Annotated in this window: 11 protein-coding genes; 1 reads left to right on the top strand and 10 read right to left on the bottom strand. The window is 62.6% G+C overall.

The features are described from left to right. Positions 1–156 precede the first annotated feature (156 nt). Positions 157–552 (top strand): hypothetical protein, encoded by a 396-nt coding sequence (locus tag SLW75_RS05955; protein WP_410933893.1) that lies wholly within the window; start codon positions 157–159, stop codon positions 550–552. A gap of 118 nt (positions 553–670) precedes the next feature. Here SLW75_RS05955 and SLW75_RS05950 read toward each other — a convergent pair whose 3' ends face one another. From SLW75_RS05950 to SLW75_RS05905, 10 genes are all read right to left on the bottom strand, one after another. Further along, a complete protein-coding gene (locus SLW75_RS05950; protein ID WP_410933892.1) occupies positions 671–931 on the bottom strand; it encodes a hypothetical protein in 261 nt (86 codons plus the stop codon). Beyond that, positions 928–2,223 (bottom strand): motility associated factor glycosyltransferase family protein, encoded by a 1,296-nt coding sequence (locus tag SLW75_RS05945; RefSeq protein WP_410933891.1) that lies wholly within the window; start codon positions 2,221–2,223, stop codon positions 928–930. Before SLW75_RS05945 ends, SLW75_RS05950 begins: the two co-directional genes overlap by 4 nt. Positions 2,224–2,324: 101 nt before the next feature. After that, positions 2,325–3,257: a ketoacyl-ACP synthase III gene (locus SLW75_RS05940; protein WP_192130025.1), complete on the bottom strand. Its 933-nt coding sequence runs from the start codon at positions 3,255–3,257 to the stop codon at positions 2,325–2,327. 867 nt (positions 3,258–4,124) lie between these two features. Beyond that, positions 4,125–5,177, bottom strand: coding sequence for a pseudaminic acid synthase (gene pseI, locus SLW75_RS05935; protein ID WP_410933890.1), 1,053 nt, complete (start codon positions 5,175–5,177; stop codon positions 4,125–4,127). 70 nt (positions 5,178–5,247) lie between these two features. Further along, a complete protein-coding gene (gene pseG / locus SLW75_RS05930; protein WP_410933889.1) occupies positions 5,248–6,354 on the bottom strand; it encodes a UDP-2,4-diacetamido-2,4,6-trideoxy-beta-L-altropyranose hydrolase in 1,107 nt (368 codons plus the stop codon). Continuing rightward, positions 6,351–7,049 (bottom strand): pseudaminic acid cytidylyltransferase, encoded by a 699-nt coding sequence (pseF, locus tag SLW75_RS05925; protein WP_410933888.1) that lies wholly within the window; start codon positions 7,047–7,049, stop codon positions 6,351–6,353. Before pseF ends, pseG begins: the two co-directional genes overlap by 4 nt. Positions 7,050–7,079: 30 nt before the next feature. Beyond that, positions 7,080–8,258, bottom strand: a complete 1,179-nt coding sequence (gene pseC, locus SLW75_RS05920; RefSeq protein WP_410933887.1) for a UDP-4-amino-4,6-dideoxy-N-acetyl-beta-L-altrosamine transaminase — start codon at positions 8,256–8,258, stop codon at positions 7,080–7,082. After that, a complete protein-coding gene (gene pseB, locus SLW75_RS05915; RefSeq protein WP_410933886.1) occupies positions 8,255–9,256 on the bottom strand; it encodes a UDP-N-acetylglucosamine 4,6-dehydratase (inverting) in 1,002 nt (333 codons plus the stop codon). Before pseB ends, pseC begins: the two co-directional genes overlap by 4 nt. A gap of 25 nt (positions 9,257–9,281) precedes the next feature. Beyond that, positions 9,282–12,206: a glycosyltransferase family 2 protein gene (locus SLW75_RS05910; RefSeq protein WP_410933885.1), complete on the bottom strand. Its 2,925-nt coding sequence runs from the start codon at positions 12,204–12,206 to the stop codon at positions 9,282–9,284. A 396-nt stretch (positions 12,207–12,602) separates the two neighbouring features. Then, positions 12,603–16,178, bottom strand: a complete 3,576-nt coding sequence (locus SLW75_RS05905) for a glycosyltransferase (protein WP_410933884.1) — start codon at positions 16,176–16,178, stop codon at positions 12,603–12,605. Positions 16,179–16,206 lie beyond the last annotated feature (28 nt).

Genomic DNA, 16,206 nt, shown 5'->3' with positions numbered 1-16,206 from the left:
TCAAGTCAGTCCTGCTCCGGACAGTAAAAGTCTTCGAGAAATTTCCTACATTAGCTTGGGACATGCCTGTCTTCCCTTTTCAAAGCGAACACGCTTACGTCGAATGGTGGATTAAACATCTGCAAAAATAAAAACTAACGAACGGATTTGAAAACCATGAAACTAAAAAACTTATTTACCTTGACCGTACTGACTACATCTGTGCTCGGGGGAACTGCCAACGCAACTGAGGTGGATGTCCATATTCAGAATCTTTCGACTGAAGTTATACAAACATCGGATTCTGGTTTTCCACGATACTTGGCGCCCGGTGAAAGCGGGACGGTCACTCTTAACTTCCCGAACACCGGCAGTTCTGTGAACTTCACCTATACGTCAGCATCGGGCAAGACTTGCAGTTTCAGGGGCGGACACCGTAGTTACGGTGACCGAGCGGAGAGAAAAGCAGATGCCGTTGGCTCTCAGAGCTACAACAACTGCGGGGCAATCGTTACCGCCCGAAAATGGTCAAGTCCATTCCATTATCGGCTGGGATTTTGGATGACCGATTGATACCCACTGAAGCGCTAGATAAGGAAATTGACGGCGTGTACATATAGCGTTCGATGAATCTACGACCAATGTCGCGATTTTTTTGCAGCATTGGTCGTAGGCTACAGCCACGGACGACTCAGACGTGACTCACTATTTCTACCAATTCGACCTGCAGCCAATCCGCCACCCCCAACCAATCCTGCCGCTCCTGGCACGCCAGAATCGCACCCAGCACCCTCTCCCATTCAGCCTGTCTTTCGACAGAAGCCCCGTCCATCAGTGGCAGCGACCGGTCAATCAGTTCGACCATTTGCAAGGCCCCTTCAATATCGCGGCCCAGGCGGAACAGCTTCGCGCATTCGCGCGCTTCATCTACAACGTGTTCAGGCAGGGTCATGGCGCGGTCCAGTCAGGGTCGAAGTCGGCGCCGGTGATCAGGGCACCGTCGCGGCTGGTGTTGAGAAAGGTGACCTCTGGGTGGCGGGCGATGAAGCGTTCGAGTTCGATGAGGTAGCTGCGGAAATTGAGCTGCGTCTTGACCTTTTGGCCCCGCCCGTCGCGCACCCAGTGTTTGGCGATGCTCAGGGCAGGCCCCAGGTCGCCGTCCTGCCAGCCGGTGTGGGTCTTGCCGCCGGGGAAGGCGAAGTCGGCGCCGAACAGGGTAATCCGCGCGGCGCCCATTTTGACGGCGAGATCGACGGCGGGATGAATGACGCTGCCGCCCACATGCAAGGTGGCCTTGGGGATCTGCTCCCGCAGCCGGGCATACAGCGGGCTGCTGGAATAGCCGACGTAGCGCGGGCCTTGCCATGCCCCCAGCATTCCCGCGTCTTGGCCCGGCACATAGACCAGCGCGATGTGCGCCGAATCCTCGGTGGGGAGATGCCGGGGGGTGATGCGGTGGTCGATGCTCACCACCACGTCCGGCCTGATGCCCTGGTTGCGCAGCGGCACGTAAGCGGTGTCAACGCAGATGATCAGCGGCCGGTTGGCGCTGTTTGACGTGCTCAACAGGCGCGGCAAATGCTGTTGCAGACTTGGCCCCGTCGCGATGACGAACACGTCACACCCCGACTGCGTGGCAAACAACGCAGCGACATCGGTGTCCCGCTGCACAAGCGCCCTGCCCTGCTCCAGCAGGCGCGCGTTGTCGGGGGTGTCGGCAGCGAACGCCTGGTTGTTGAAATCGACGTGCACTTCGCTGACCAGACGATCGCGGATCCGCGCGCTGCTGTCGTCTGCCAGCACCAGTTCAGCCGGCAACGCAAAGAAGGGCAGTTGAATCTCGCTGCGGGCGTCGGCGTACGCGAGGTTCACGCGGGGGTCGGACAGCCAGTCATCCTGTTCCAGCAGTTGCAGCATCAAGGCAAACAGCGCGCCGTTGAGGATGTGGACGTGCAGCGTTTGCAGGGAAGCGTCGGCCAGCAATACCCGCTGCAGATCGCCGAGGGCGGTGCCATAGAGATGCACGACGGGGCTGTTGGCGGGGAGGCTTTGCGCCTGGGTTTGCGCTTCGGCGAGGCGATCATGGCGGCTGGTGAGCTGAATGCCGCCAATGCTGAGGGTCGATTGTCGGCCTTCGATCAACTGCGCGGGAATGGATTCGACGTTTTCGGCCCGCAACCGCTGGGCCTCGTCCGGCCAGCGCTGTTCGATCACGGCGAGGTTGTGCTGGAGAATCTCGCTCATGACGGCAATCCTTTTCCTGGGGGAAGTGCAGAAAGCAAAACGGCGACCTGAGTCATCAGCGTCGCCGTTGTGCAGGCTGGAGGCAGCCCGGTGATTCGCTGTCAGGGACGATAAAGGATCGCCGAGCCCCACGACAAGCCCACGCCGAAACCGCTGACCGCGATGCGCTTCCAGGTGGCGTTCATGACGTGTTTTTCCAGCAGCAGCGGAATGCTGGACGACACCGTGTTGCCGGTCTCGAGCATGTCCTTGACGAATTTCTCCGGCGACTTGCCGTCCTCGAACCGACGGGCGACCGCATCGACGATGGCCGCGCTGCCCTGGTGGATGCAGAACGCATCGACGTCGGAGGATTGCAGGCCGGAGTCTTCGAGCAATTCGTTGAGATGCGAGGGCACTTTGACCAGCGCGAAGTTGAATACCTGACGCCCGTTCATGTAGAACGCGCCGTCGGTGGTCTTGAGGAACTCTGCGCCGGAGCCGTCGGTGCCGAACTTGGATTTACCCAGCTGCCATGGGGCGTCGTCGCTCATCCAGGTGGCGGTGGCGGCGTCGCCGAAGAGCATGGTGGTGTTGCGGTCTTCCGGGTCGACGATCTTCGAATACGGGTCGGCGGTGACCAGCAGGCCGTTTTTCAGGCCGGTCGCTTCCATGAAGCCTTTCAGCGCATAGATGCCGTAGACGTAGCCCGAGCAACCCAGGGAAATGTCGAACGCGGCGACGTGGGTCGGCAGGCCGAGTTTGTGTTGAACGATGGCGGCCGTGTGCGGCAGGCCTTCTTCGTCACCGTTTTGGGTGACGACGATCAGTGCGTCGATGGCGTCCCGCGAGAGACCGGGGTTGTTGGCGAACAGCTGGTTGACCGCTTCGACGCACAGGTCCGAGGTTTCCTGGGTGTCGTCTTTGCGCGGCAGAAAAGCAGAACCGATCTTGCCAAGGATGAAGTCTTCATCCTTTCCGAATTTGGCACCCTGGGCGTAATTGTCGACGCCGGCCGTGGGCACATAACTCGCTATGCTCTTGATGCCAATCATCATGGCTTCCCAATAAAAAACTGCTGAACATCACCCGGCGCGGTTAGGCGGGGCGTTGAAAATCCGGGGCTTGCGGCCTGAAAAAAAGGCAACGTACAGGTCAGGGCGACACCAGAACCGCTCTGGAATCAGCCCGAGGACGTCACGGACCGCCAACACGATACAGTGAAGATGCCCGTTATGACCCACAGGTCACCAAAAGTTTTACAAGCTTTTAGCTGACCGACGGGTGCCGCGCAACATCAGATCGCTGCTCAGACAGGTGATTGACATGAAGATGTCACGGGAATGTGGCGTGTGGTCGAGCTTCAACGCGCTGTTTAGCAGGACCGGCTTTAGCCGGGAAGAGGCCTTACATGCACCCTCGATTTTGCGGTGTAGCGTATGCCGTCTTCCCGGCTGAAGCCGGTCCTACGTTCGTGTTCACCGCCAATCTCACTGGCTGCACGCGTGCTTTAGTGGGACTGGCTTTAGCCGGGAAGAGGCCTTTACATGCACCCTCGATTTCGCGGTGTGACGAATGCCGTCTTCACGGCGAACGCCGGTCCTACATTCGTGTTCACCGCCAATCTCACTGACTACACGTTTAGTAGGACCGGCTTCAGCCGGGAAGAGGCCCTTATATGCTCCCTAGATTTTCGCGGTGTAACGAATGCCGTCTTCCAGGCTAAAGCCGGTCCTACATTCGTGTTCACAGCCAATCTCACTGACTGCACGCGTGCTTTAGTGGGACCGGCTTCAGCCGGGAAGAGGCCATTACATGCACCCTCGATTTTGCGGTGTAGCGTATGCCGTCTTCTCGGCTAAAGCCGGTCCCACATTCGTGTTCACAGCGCAATTCCCAAGTGATGCCGGTCCAGCCTTCACTCAACCCACCACATCCCAACTCAACGCGGTCCCGCGGTTCAGTGCGTGTCGGGCTTTGCGCCCCAGCACGGCATCGATGTGTTTGGGCGCCAAACCGAGGCCGGGGCGGATGGCGCGGATGTTGTCCGGGCTGAAAGCCTCGCCCTCGGCGATGTCACGCACCACGTACAACGAGCGGCGATATTGCAGCGATTTCTGCTCGGCTTCGGTCGCGCCGTACTGCACGCGGCCCATGCCCTGCCAGGCCCGCTCGGTTTCGATGACCAGGCTGGCCATTTCCGCCGGTTCCAGGGAAAAACTGGCGTCGACCCCGCCATCAGCGCGGTCGAGGGTGAAGTGTTTTTCGATCACCGTCGCACCCATGGCCACTGCCGCCACCGACACGCCGACGCCCATGGTGTGATCCGACAAACCCACCTGGCAGCCAAATAAGCCGGCCATGTGCGGAATCGTGCGCACGTGGCTGTTGGCCGGGGTCGCCGGGTAGGTGCTGGTGCATTTCAGCAGCACCAGATCCTTGCAGCCCGCCGCCCGCGCGGCGCGCACGCTTTCATCGAGCTCAGCGATGCTGGCCATGCCGGTGGAAATGATCATCGGCTTGCCGGTCGCCGCCACTTTGCGGATCAGCGGGATGTCGGTGTTTTCAAAGCTGGCGATCTTGTAGGCCGGCACGTTGAGGCTTTCGAGAAAGTCCACGGCGGACTCATCAAAGGGCGTGGAAAACGCCAGCAGCCCCAACTCTTTGGCCCGAGCGAAGATCGGCGCGTGCCACTCCCACGGCGTGTGCGCCTGTTCATACAGCGCATACAGCGAGGTCCCGGCCCACAAACTGTTGGGGTCCTTGATGAAGAACTCACCCTCGGCGATGTCCAGGGTCATGGTGTCGGCGGTGTAGGTTTGCAGTTTGAGGGCATGGGCGCCCGCCCTGGCCGCCGCCTCGACGATGCGCAACGCCTGATCCAGCGACTGATTATGGTTGCCGCTCATCTCGGCAATGATGAACGGCGCCGCATCATGGCCAATGGTTCGGGAACCGATCTTGAAAGAAGTCATCGTTGCTCACTCGTTGCAGTGACGTCGGCCGGCCCAAGGCCAGACGATAAAAATAGGAACGGGCAGCGGCTCATGCGCCCTGCCCCGTTACGACGGTAGCGGGACTGTCTGGGTTGACCAGGGCCGCCAATGCGTCAGCGATGCGCCGGGCACCACGGCCATCCACCAACCACCTCGACTGTTCGGCGAACGACCGGCGTAAAGCGGCATCACCCCACAGCTGCCCGATCGCATCACGCAAACGCCCGGCCTCAAGCTGCACATGGGGCCCGAGGTACACATGCACACCGGCCTCGGCCAGCAATTGCGCATTGAGCTGCTGATTGTTCGCCACCGAAACACAGATCGTCGGCAACCCCAGCGCCGCGCGCTCCCAGGTGGTGCCGCCGCCGGCGCCGATAAACAGATCAGCCGCCTGCATCAGCGCGAAAAAATCACCGGTCAGCGTGTGCAAATGCCACTCAGGCCGAGAGGCTGCGAGATCGCTCATCGCCTCCCAGTGAGGGTTGTGCAAACCGGCGACGAAATCCACCTGCAGATCATCGAAGCCTTGAAGCGCCAGCATCGTGGCGTACACCTGCCCGGCCGCATCGAAGCCACCGAAGTTGACCAGCACCCGTTCGACACGCGGCTTGATCTCGATGGGGTCGCACTGAAACTCGTCGCGCAGCAGGGCAAATCGCGGCCCCAGAAACGCCTGGCACTCACGGTCGATCCAGGGGGCGTACGGCTGATTCAGCGCCTGCGCGCTGTAATTCTGGTCGAGCAACACTTCAACCGAATGGGGCCGGTTGGCCAAGTCGTCGATCGCCATCACTCGATCGGCGAGACCGCGCGCCGCCTTTTCCCAGCGTGCATCCAGGCCGTAATGATCAACGATCAGCCAGTCAAAGAGGCGCTCATCCTCAAGCTCTTCGGCCAGGGCAGACAGGTCCGCCTGCCAAGGCAACGCTGCTTCGATGTCCTGGTCTTCCTGCGCGCCATAGCGTGCCGGCAGGGCGTAGGCAACATAGCCCTGATCCGCCAGCCGCTGAAGCAGATGCCCCGGCAATTCGCGGCAGGCAAAGCGCACATCGGCGCCATCTGCACGCAGCGTGTTGGCGAGCGTGAGGCAGCGGGCGATGTGGCCGCTGCCGATGGTCACCGAGGCGTCGGCGCGGATCAGCACGCGCATCATTGCAGCTCCCCACCGGCCTTGAGCGCGGCGTACAGGTATTCCGCGCGCAACCAGTCTTCCGGGCTGTCGATGTCCTGCACCAGATGCCGGGGCAGAATCACCGGCAGGCTGAGTTCGGAAAACACCGTGTCGCCGCGCCGCCAGGCGTCGCTGCGGCCCCAGTAGAACTGGCCGGCGTCCTGATAGGCGACGGGCAGGTCCTGGGAGCGCACGCTGCTAAATTCCGGGTGCATCGCGCACAGGCTGCCGTCGCTGTCGATCAACAACGCACGCTGCACCGGGAAGCCGAAGCTGCACACCGAGAACGCATAGGATTTTGCCGCAGCGGCTTCGAGTACTTCCAGGCCCTGACGCAGATACCGCGCCTGCAACAGCGGCGCGGTGGCGTAAATGCAGCAAGCGTAATCAAAGCGCTGATCAAGTGCGCAAAGCGCGTGTTGAATCACTGCCGCCGTGCCAGTGAAAGCGTCGGCCAGGTCCGCCGGGCGCATGAACGGCACGTCAGCGCCACAATCGCGGGCAACGTCAGCGATTTCTTCGTCGTCGGTGCTGACCACGATCTGATCAAACACCCCGCTCGCCCGCGCAGCACGAATGGAATACGCGATCATCGGCTCGCCGTTGAACAGCTTGATGTTCTTGCGCGGGATGCGCTGGCTGCCGCCCCGTGCGGGGATGATGGCGACGGCGCTCATGCTCGTGGGCCTGTCATGGGTTCGTCCGCATCAAGTGGCCGCCGGGTGCGTTTCGCCGAGCAAACGGTGAAGCTGTTCAACAACGTCATCCTGCTGCGCTTCGGTCATCGCCGGATACAGCGGCAGGCTGATGGCCTGGGCGTAATAGGCCTCGGCTTCTGGGAAATCACCCGGGTTGAAACCCAGGTCGCGGTAATAGGGCTGCAGATGCACCGGGATGTAGTGCACGTTCACGCCGATGCCTGCCCCGCGCAAACCTTCGAAGACTTGCCGATGGCTCAGCGCAAGCAGGTCGGTCTGCAGGCGCACGACGTACAAGTGCCACGCAGAATCGGCCTCAGCCTGAAGGGTCGGCAAGGTCAGCGGCAGGTCGGCAAGCAGCGTCTGATAGCGCGCCACCAACTGCCGACGCCGGGCCAGAAAACCGTCGAGCTTGTTCAGCTGCGACAGCCCCAGTGCCGCCTGCATGTCGGTCATGCGGTAATTGAAGCCCAGCTCGACTTGCTGGTAATACCAGGGGCCGTGGCTGGGCTCGTCCATCTGCGCCGGGTCACGGGTCATGCCGTGGCTGCGCAGGCGGCGCAAATGTTCGGCCAGTTCAGGGCGATTGGTCAGCACCATGCCGCCTTCGCCGGTGGTGACGATCTTCACCGGATGAAAGCTGAACACCGTCATGTCGGCGAATTCGCCGCAGCCCACCGGGCGCCCGGCATAGTCCGCGCCCACCGCGTGGGAGGCGTCTTCGATCACCACAAAACCGTAACGCCGGGCCAGTTCGCCGATGGCGCGCATGTCGCAGCTCTGGCCGGAAAACGCCACCGCCACCAGCACCTTGGGGAGCGTGCCGTTGGATTCCGCCACTTTTAGCTTTCGCGCGAGGGCGTTGGTGTCGAGGTTCCAGGTCAGCGGGTCGATGTCGACAAAGTCCACATCGGCGCCGCAATAGCGCCCGCAGTTGGCCGAGGCCAGAAACGTATTCGGGCTGGTCCACAGCCAGTCGCCCTGCCCCAGTCCCGCCGCCAGACAGGCAATGTGCAGCGCCGCCGTGGCGTTGCACACCGCCACCCCGAAACCGGCTTCACAGCGCTCGGCCATGGCCGATTCGAAGCGCTCGAGGGTCGGGCCCTGGGTCAGCCAGTCCGATTTCAACACCTCGACAACGGCGTCGATGTCGGCCTGATCAACGCTCTGCCTGCCGTACGGAATCATGGCTGGACGTCAGCGTGCAGCTCGCCGATCTGGCGGATCGACAGGAAGTCCGGGTTGGTGTCGGAGCGGTACTCGAAGTCGTCGTGAACCGCTTTGCCCTGCGCGCCGGTGGCGTCGACGGCGAAGTCGGTGTCGACGTTGTTGAAGCGAATCGACGGCACGATGGTGTAGTGGTCGTCGAATTCCAGGGTCATGCGCGCGTCGCCCTGGGGCACCATCAGCTCGTGGAGTTTTTCCCCGGGACGGATGCCGACGATCTTGTGCGGCAGGTCGGGGGCCATGGCCTGGGCCAGATCGACGATGCGCACCGACGGAATCTTCGGCACGAACACTTCGCCGCCGTGCATGCGCTCGAAGCTCTGCATGACGAAATCCACGCCGTGGTCGAGGGTGATCCAGAAGCGCGTCATGCGCGGATCGGTGATCGGCAATTCAGCCGCCCCACCCGCCAGCAGCTTGTTGAAGAACGGCACGATGGAGCCCCGGGAGCAGGCCACGTTGCCGTATCGCACCACGGAAAAACGCGTCTGCTCCTCGCCGCCGATGTTGTTGGCGGCGACGAACAGTTTGTCCGACAGCAGCTTGGTGGCGCCGTACAGATTGATCGGGCTGGCGGCCTTGTCGGTCGACAGCGCCACGACCTTCTTCACGCCGTTGGCGATCGCCGCCGAGATGATGTTTTCGGCGCCATTGACGTTGGTGCGGATGAACTCGGTCGGGTTGTATTCCGCCGCCGGCACATGCTTGAGCGCCGCCGCGTGGACCACGTAATCGATGCCGCGCATGCCCTGCTGCAAGCGATCGGCATCGCGCACGTCGCCGAGGAAATAGCGCATGCAGGGCGCGTTGAATTCCTGCTGCATTTCGTACTGCTTGAGTTCATCGCGAGAGAACACCACCACGCGCCGGGGCTGATAACGCGCCAGCAGCGTGCGGATGAACATGCGGCCGAACGAGCCGGTCGCGCCTGAGATGAACACTGATTTGCCGTTGAACATGACGTAGTCCTTTAACCCGGAGGCCTTAAGCGAGCAGCTCGGCCCAACTGGAACCGTCGGCCTGAGCGAGGGTGAAGCCCTTGCCGGTCAGTTGCAGATTTTTGTTGTACGCCAGGTCGTGCGCAAACGCCCCGGACCATTTGTCTTGCAGCGCGGCCAGCGCCTGTGGCGCGTCGGGCAATGCGCCCGAATGCACGAACTGCACGTGAGGTGTCCACACCGTCAGGTACCCGGCCTGGGCCACTTTCAGGCACAGGTCCACATCGGCGAAGGCGTCGGCAAAATGCCCTTGATCCAGGCCGCCGACGTCATCGAACAGCGCCGAGCGCACCATCAGGCAGGCGTCGGACACCGCCGAATAATTCTGATCCAGTAACAGTCGGCTCATGTAGCCGGCGGCGTCTTTCGCTTCGCCGATGAAGGCCGAACCCACACCGCCGTCCATGCCGAGGATCAAACCGGCCTGACTGACCGTGCCGTTGCGGTCGATCAACTTGGCGCCAACCACGCCGACTTCCGGGCGCATCGCCTGATTGAGCAAGGCGTCGATCCAGTTCGGGCTGATGACTTCACCGTGGGCCGAGAGCAGCGCCAGGTATTCGCCTGTGGCCTGTTCGCGCAGGGCGTTGACCCGCGCTGAATGACTCAACGGTTGATCCATGGCGATGACCCGCACGCGACCTTTGTGCTGGCGACCCAGCCATTCGCTGAGCTCCGCCGAGACACTGTGATCGTCCGCGATCAGCACTTCGTAATTCGCGTAGCGCGTGCGCAACAGGACACTCGCCAGGCAACGCTGCAGCACGGGCAGGTCGTCAACGCCATGGACGAGGATCGACACCAGCGGGCGCTGGATGTGGCGGTAGTCGATGCGCCAGGTACCCGGTGCCGCCGGACTGATCTGGGCCTTGAAGCCGCGATTGTTCAGGTGCCGGGTCAGGGCCAGGCGTTGCTGGGCGTTCTCTTCCAGCGGTTGCGCGTCGGTGACCAGCAGCGGCTCGTCCAGATGCGCCAGCCAGCCCATGCCGCCCTTCTCGATGATGCGCAGCAGGAGTTCGAATTCGGCGGCCTGGGCGAAGTCGGCGGAGTAACCGCCGGCCTCGACCAGCACGTCGCGGCGGACCAGCCAGTGGCGGGACATCAGCGTCGGGTTGCTCAGCAACAGGTCGAGGTTGAAGCCCGGGCGCATGACGTGGGTCAGCGCACCGCTGGCCTCACGTTGAACTTCATCGGCGAACACCGCGCGGCAGTCAGGCGCGGCCTGCAGTTCCAGCGAGGCGCGCAACAGGCCGCCGGCGGTGAACGCATCACCGACTTCGGCCAGCATCAGCCAGTTGCAGGTGGATTGGCGGGCGATCTGATTGACCTTGTCGACCCAGTTGCTCTTGCTGACCTTGACGAAATGCAGGGTGTTTTGCGCGCTGGTCGCCGCCGGTGGCTCGCCGCTGGTGAACACCACGACCTTGAAGGTCTTGCAGTGGCCTTCGACCAGACTGTCCAGGGTGACCTGGAGTTTATTCATGTCATCGTCGAGGTCCAGCAACAGAATGCCGAACTGCAGTCCGCCGCCGAGGCTGTCGATGCGGCAGAGGATGGCTTGTGCGTCGCTCGGGCTCGGCTGGCGTGCGTCGAGCCACTGCAACAGCTGACCCGATGGCATGTTGGCGAGGGTCACACGATGGTCCTGGCGCTGGACCGAATTGAGGCGCTGCAACCAGCGCGACATTTCCAGCGCTTCTTCGGGGTCACCCTGGCGCGCCATGAGACCGGCGAGGGGCTCGACGATGTGCGGGTTGAAGATGTTCAGGGCCATCGCTTCCCACATCCGGTTGGCGATGGTTTCGGGGTTGTCGTTGCCGTGGCTGCGCAGCAGCACTTCGTGCTGAACCCAGGTCCCTTCGAGCTGTTCCATCTGCAGCTTGCCGGCCGGCAGCGCGTGGATCAGAAACTCGATCTTGGTCAGGACGTCGAAGAAGGCCTGGTTGTAAAACGGCATTTCGACGAACTGACGGGGACCGAACTGGCGGTCCGCGGGTTTGAACACATCTTTCCAGCGCGACAGCACGATGCTGGTCAGGCCCAGGGAACGCTGGTCTTCGAGACAGGCCTGCAGGGCGGCGTAGGCCTTTTTGACCTGCTCGGTGCCGTCGGCTGCATTCAGCTCACCGTGGGTAGTAATCAGGGCTGCCAGAAAACTGGCGAATTCGTGGCGCTCGAGGACAGCTGACGGATCGCTGTCACTGAGCTTTTTCAGCATGTGAGTCGGGCGGTCGGAGAGCCGGTGGTTGAGCTCGCGGACCACGTAGGGGATCGGCAAGGTCCGCGCCTTGGCGGCCGAGAGCAGGAAGTAGGCGTGACCGAACTCTTGCAGCTCGCCACTGACGCCTTGGGGCAGCGCGGCGAACCATTGTTGTAGCAGCGCCGTGCGAGTGACGGCGTAGAACGGCGGAATGTAGTGGTCCATGAAGTTCAGGACGCGCTCGCCGCTGTTGTCGGCGGCGAAGTCTTCCTGGCCCTTTTTGTCGCGGCGGAAGTATTCGACCTTATCGCCGTGGGCCTGGTACATCAGGCAATAGCCGTGGCAGAGGCCGTAGTCCGGGTGGGTAGCCAGAAATTCCACCGACTGGGCCAGCGCGTCATGCATCAGAAAATCTTCGTCGCCCACGAACGCCATGAACGGCGTGGTCACTTGGGTCACGCCATGGACGATCCTGCTAAGGACCCCGGTCTCGGCGAACTGCGGCACGTGGCGGTAATCCACCTGCGGGAACAGCGCGGCGATGTCGGCGGCTGACTGCTGCGAAGCATCCAGCACCAGCACGTGGGCCGACGAGGAGCTGTAGTACTGCAATGTCCGGCGCAGGAGTGCGGGCCGGTCATGGGTGAGGACCACAAGCGTCAGTTGGGCATCGAGCGGCATGGTGTTTCCCGGAGATGAATGAGGGTGCATTACGTTTTCCCTGTGATGCGGCCAAGCGTCAAAAAGATGATCAATGGCGATATCGGGGAGACGAAGCAGGAAGCACGCCAACTCTGGATGGCGGGGCTGCGCGCAATGGGCAGGATGGGCTTTAGCCGGGAAGGAGGCTGGCGATGATGCGGCGGACACCGGTCATGTGGGAGTGAGCTTGCTCACGAAGGAGACATCTCTACCGATGGATATTCGGCGGATGTGCCGGCTTATTCGCGAGCAAGCTCGCTCCCACAAGTTCTTGACCTGCCGAAAGATCGGCGACGTCTGGATGTTCGACAAGCGCTGGTGGCCGTCCATGCGTCACACCGCGGGATTGAGGGTGCACATGCCGGCCCCTACCCTGCTGAAGCCGGTCCCGCTAAAACAGCGCGGTTAATCCGCCAGCCAGCCGTTGACCCAGTGCTGAAGGTTGTCGCCGCGCAGGACGTAGTCGCGCATGACCACTTCTTTCAGCTCATCGCCCATGCGGTAGCTGGCGTCGGGGTCGGCCAGGTGCATGCGGATCGCTTCGAGCCATTCGGCGGTGCTGTTGGTCATCACACGGGTACATGGCAGGTAGCCGTCGTAGGCCCGGGTGTCGGTGCAGATCACCGGGTAGCCGCAGGCGCCGTATTCCAGCAGGCGCAGGTTGCTCTTGCAGTCGTTGAAAATGTGGTGCTCCAGCGGCGCCAGCGCGAGGTCGAGGTTCAACGCCGCCAGTTTCGCCGGATAGGCCAGCAAGCCCACGGACGGATGGAACTCGTGCACGTACGGGCGCAACGACTCGGGGCACATGCCGAAGAACACCCACTCGACCTGATCGGCGAGCTCGCGCACGACCTCGGCGATGATCTCCAGATCCCCGGCATGGCTGGTCCCGCCGCCCCAACCGACCCGAGGCTTTTTCGAAGTGCGGCGCTGGCTGCGCAGGCCGGTCCAGAGTTGCGACGCCAGCATGTTCGGCACCACGCGGATGTCGTGGTGCATCCCCGACAGTGCATCGGCCAGCGTCACCGTCGAGACCACCACCCGATCACAGAGGCTGATCCCCAGACGCACCATCGCTTCCATGTTCGATGGCATGCTGCGCAGATGGCCGTTCTTTTTCGGCACGCTGATCACGTAGTCGTCCAGCTCGTAGATGCGGCGGGCGTTGGAGTACGCCTTGAGGCTGGCGACCTGATCGATGGAATTCTGGCTGTAGCGGCACTGCACAATGATCACGTCCGGCGACTGACGCTCCAGCTCGATGATCGACGGCAGGTCGTAGCTCATCCGTCCGCCGATTCGGCCGTCGGCCTCCAGTTCCAGAAACGGCTGGGACACGCGGTAGTGACCCACCGCCGTGCTGTTGACCGGGATCGCCAGCACATTGGGCAAACGTCGCGATGAATAAGGGTTCCAGCCTTTCTTCAGGCCGGGTTCCAGGCTGTAAAACGAACCGGTCAGGCGCAGGTTGGGGTTGTAGGCCGGGTCACGGGCGAGGATCGGCAGCCAGCGTTTGTAGAAGGCATGCTGATCGTCGACCTGGGATTGTTTATCGCGCAGCTGTTCCGCCGGCGTAGAGGCGCCGATCGCCAACACCGCACGGGGTGCCCAGACCACCAGATGACCGGACTCCCGTACGCGCAGGCAGAAATCCACTTCGCTCAGGCTGCCGCTGAACTCGTCGCCGTTCAGGCCGCCGAGCTGCTCGAACAACGCGCGCCGCACCAGCAGACAGTGCCCGCCCACCGCGCTCAAGTCCTGGGCCGCCTGCAACCGCAGCAGATGACCGGGCGCGTGCAGTGGCTCGCCAAAAAACGCAGGGCCGGCCGGGCCGTGGTAACCCAGAATCAGCCCGGCCTGGAGAATGTAGCCTTCGGGGGTGAACAGCTTGGCGCCGACCACGCCCACTTCTTCGCGCCGCCCGTGATTGACCAGTTCGCCCAGCCACGCGGAATCGGCGACCACCGCATACACACTGAGCATCAGCAAGTGCTCGCCCCGGGCATGGCCAGCGGCGAAGTTGCGCACGTCGGCGCCATTGCCCTGCCCTTCGTAATGCAGGACGCGCAGGGTGTCGCCACCGATCTGCTGCATGTCCGCCAGCCAGGACCGAGCCTCCGGCTGTTGACTGGCGCAGTCGACGATCAGCACTTCGAAATGATCGTAAGGGGTCTTCGACAGCAGCGACTCGACGCAGCGCTGCAACGCCGCCAACTGGTCCTGATGGACGATGATGATCGAGACGAGCGGACGCGCGTCACTCAGATATTCCACGTGATTGAGCCACTGCCCTTCCACCTCGTGCAGCTGATGAGCAATGCCCATGCGCTGCAGATGTGCGCGGAGCACCGGGGCGTTTTGCGCCATGACCTCATCCAGCGCCAGCCACGCCTGAAACGGGAACTGCGACTCGACGAGGATTTCCGAAACGTGCTGAACCACCACGCCGTGGGCTTCAGTCAGGCGCCAAATGGCGTCATGGGGCGCGAGTTCGCCGTAGGCCGAATCGAAACCGCCGAGCCTGACCAGCGCATCGATCTGAAACGCCAGAACGCGACCGACGTAGGGATAACTGCGCAGCAGGTCGAGGTTGAAGTCAGGCCGGAACACCGGCTCGGCCGATTCGCCTTCGTGCAACGCGCCTTCGTCGCCGTACAGGCACAGCACGTCAGGCGAGTGGGCCGCGCGTTCGGCAAGGATCAGCAACGCACAATCGGTCAGCCGATCCCCCGCCCGCAGCAAGTAACACCAGTCGCCCCGCTCAAGCTGGGGCAACAGCTCATTGAGTTGCGCCAGCCAGTCGGGCTGCAGCGGCAAGGTGAACACGCGGCCGTCGAGCACGGGCGTCTCGCAGGCGCTGGACAGCACCAGGGTCAGTTCGGCGGCATACAACTGTGCGTCGAGACTGCCAAGGGTCATGGCGACTCCGGCGGCACTGGCGTGTTCGTCGAGCACCACCGCCACCATCTTCGGCTGCGACGGCCAGGTGGCGACGTTATCCGCCACGCGCAGCCGATCGGCGCCAAACAGGGTTCGGAAGCTCAGCCACTGCTGGTACAGCTCGGCAAAACTTTCGCTGTCGGTGCCGACTCGCCACGGCAAGGAGGCCTGTCGGTCACCGAGCATGCGGCTGAGGGGCAGCTCTTGCCAGACGCGAGGCTGCACCAGCGCCTCAGTCAGCGGCACAAAGCGCACCCAGCCATATTCGGGGGCGTCTTCGCCGGTCCGCGCCTTGAGCATCTTGCCCAGCCATTGCCGCTCGTCGCTGATCAGGTCCCTGACCCACTGCTGGCGGCTCAAACGGTCCGGGTGCAAACGTTCGGCGCTGAGGACATCGTTGAGCATGACCATGTTGCCGCGCTTGAGCAGGCACACGTAGAGCACGAAATCCACCAGCGCGGTGAAGCCATCGCCGACTTCCCTGAGCGCCGGCAGAATCACCTGCACGTCGCTGCGGCGCATCAGTGAGCTGCTGAATCCGCCGAGAAAGTTGGTGGGCGAGATATCGAACACCGAGAGCAGGTCGGCGCCGTAGAACACCGAGCTGGATTCGGCGAGCGGCGCGTTCTCGATGCGCACCGGCAACTGAACGTCCTGGGGGTCGCAGAAATAACGCTGGGCCAGCACCAGGCTGACGTCGTCATGCTCCACCAGAATGCTCGCCTGACGCGCGACGGCCGCCGGAAACAGCCGATCGTCGTCGCAGAAGAACTTGATGAACTCACCCTGCGCTTCGTCCAGGCACACCAGCAGGTTGCCGACGAAGCCCTGACGCTTCGGGTTGCGCACATAACGCAGCGTGACCGGGCTTGAGTCGAGGTATTTTTCGACCGTGCGCCGGATCTCGTCGGTCGCGCTGTCGTCGCAGACCACCACTTCAAGGGGCCGATAGGTCTGGGCCAGGGCGTCCAGCAGGGCTCGCTGGAAAAAGCGCGGGTTGTAGGCGGGAATGACGAGGCTGACGAGGGGAGCTGAATTCACGGGCGGGACTCACGAGCGGCGCCGCACC

Source organism: Pseudomonas sp. W5-01, assembly GCF_046540435.1.
Classification (GTDB): Bacteria; Pseudomonadota; Gammaproteobacteria; order Pseudomonadales; family Pseudomonadaceae; genus Aquipseudomonas; species Aquipseudomonas graminis_B.
This window is presented reverse-complemented; position numbering and strand designations above follow the sequence as displayed.

Coding starts and splice junctions, on each gene's coding strand:
- SLW75_RS05955 (WP_410933893.1), top strand. CDS start 157: ATGAAACTAAAAAACTTATTTACCTTGACCGTACTGACTACATCTGTG.
- SLW75_RS05950 (WP_410933892.1), bottom strand. CDS start 931: ATGACCCTGCCTGAACACGTTGTAGATGAAGCGCGCGAATGCGCGAAG.
- SLW75_RS05945 (WP_410933891.1), bottom strand. CDS start 2,223: ATGAGCGAGATTCTCCAGCACAACCTCGCCGTGATCGAACAGCGCTGG.
- SLW75_RS05940 (WP_192130025.1), bottom strand. CDS start 3,257: ATGATTGGCATCAAGAGCATAGCGAGTTATGTGCCCACGGCCGGCGTC.
- pseI (WP_410933890.1), bottom strand. CDS start 5,177: ATGACTTCTTTCAAGATCGGTTCCCGAACCATTGGCCATGATGCGGCG.
- pseG (WP_410933889.1), bottom strand. CDS start 6,354: ATGATGCGCGTGCTGATCCGCGCCGACGCCTCGGTGACCATCGGCAGC.
- pseF (WP_410933888.1), bottom strand. CDS start 7,049: ATGAGCGCCGTCGCCATCATCCCCGCACGGGGCGGCAGCCAGCGCATC.
- pseC (WP_410933887.1), bottom strand. CDS start 8,258: ATGATTCCGTACGGCAGGCAGAGCGTTGATCAGGCCGACATCGACGCC.
- pseB (WP_410933886.1), bottom strand. CDS start 9,256: ATGTTCAACGGCAAATCAGTGTTCATCTCAGGCGCGACCGGCTCGTTC.
- SLW75_RS05910 (WP_410933885.1), bottom strand. CDS start 12,206: ATGCACCCTCATTCATCTCCGGGAAACACCATGCCGCTCGATGCCCAA.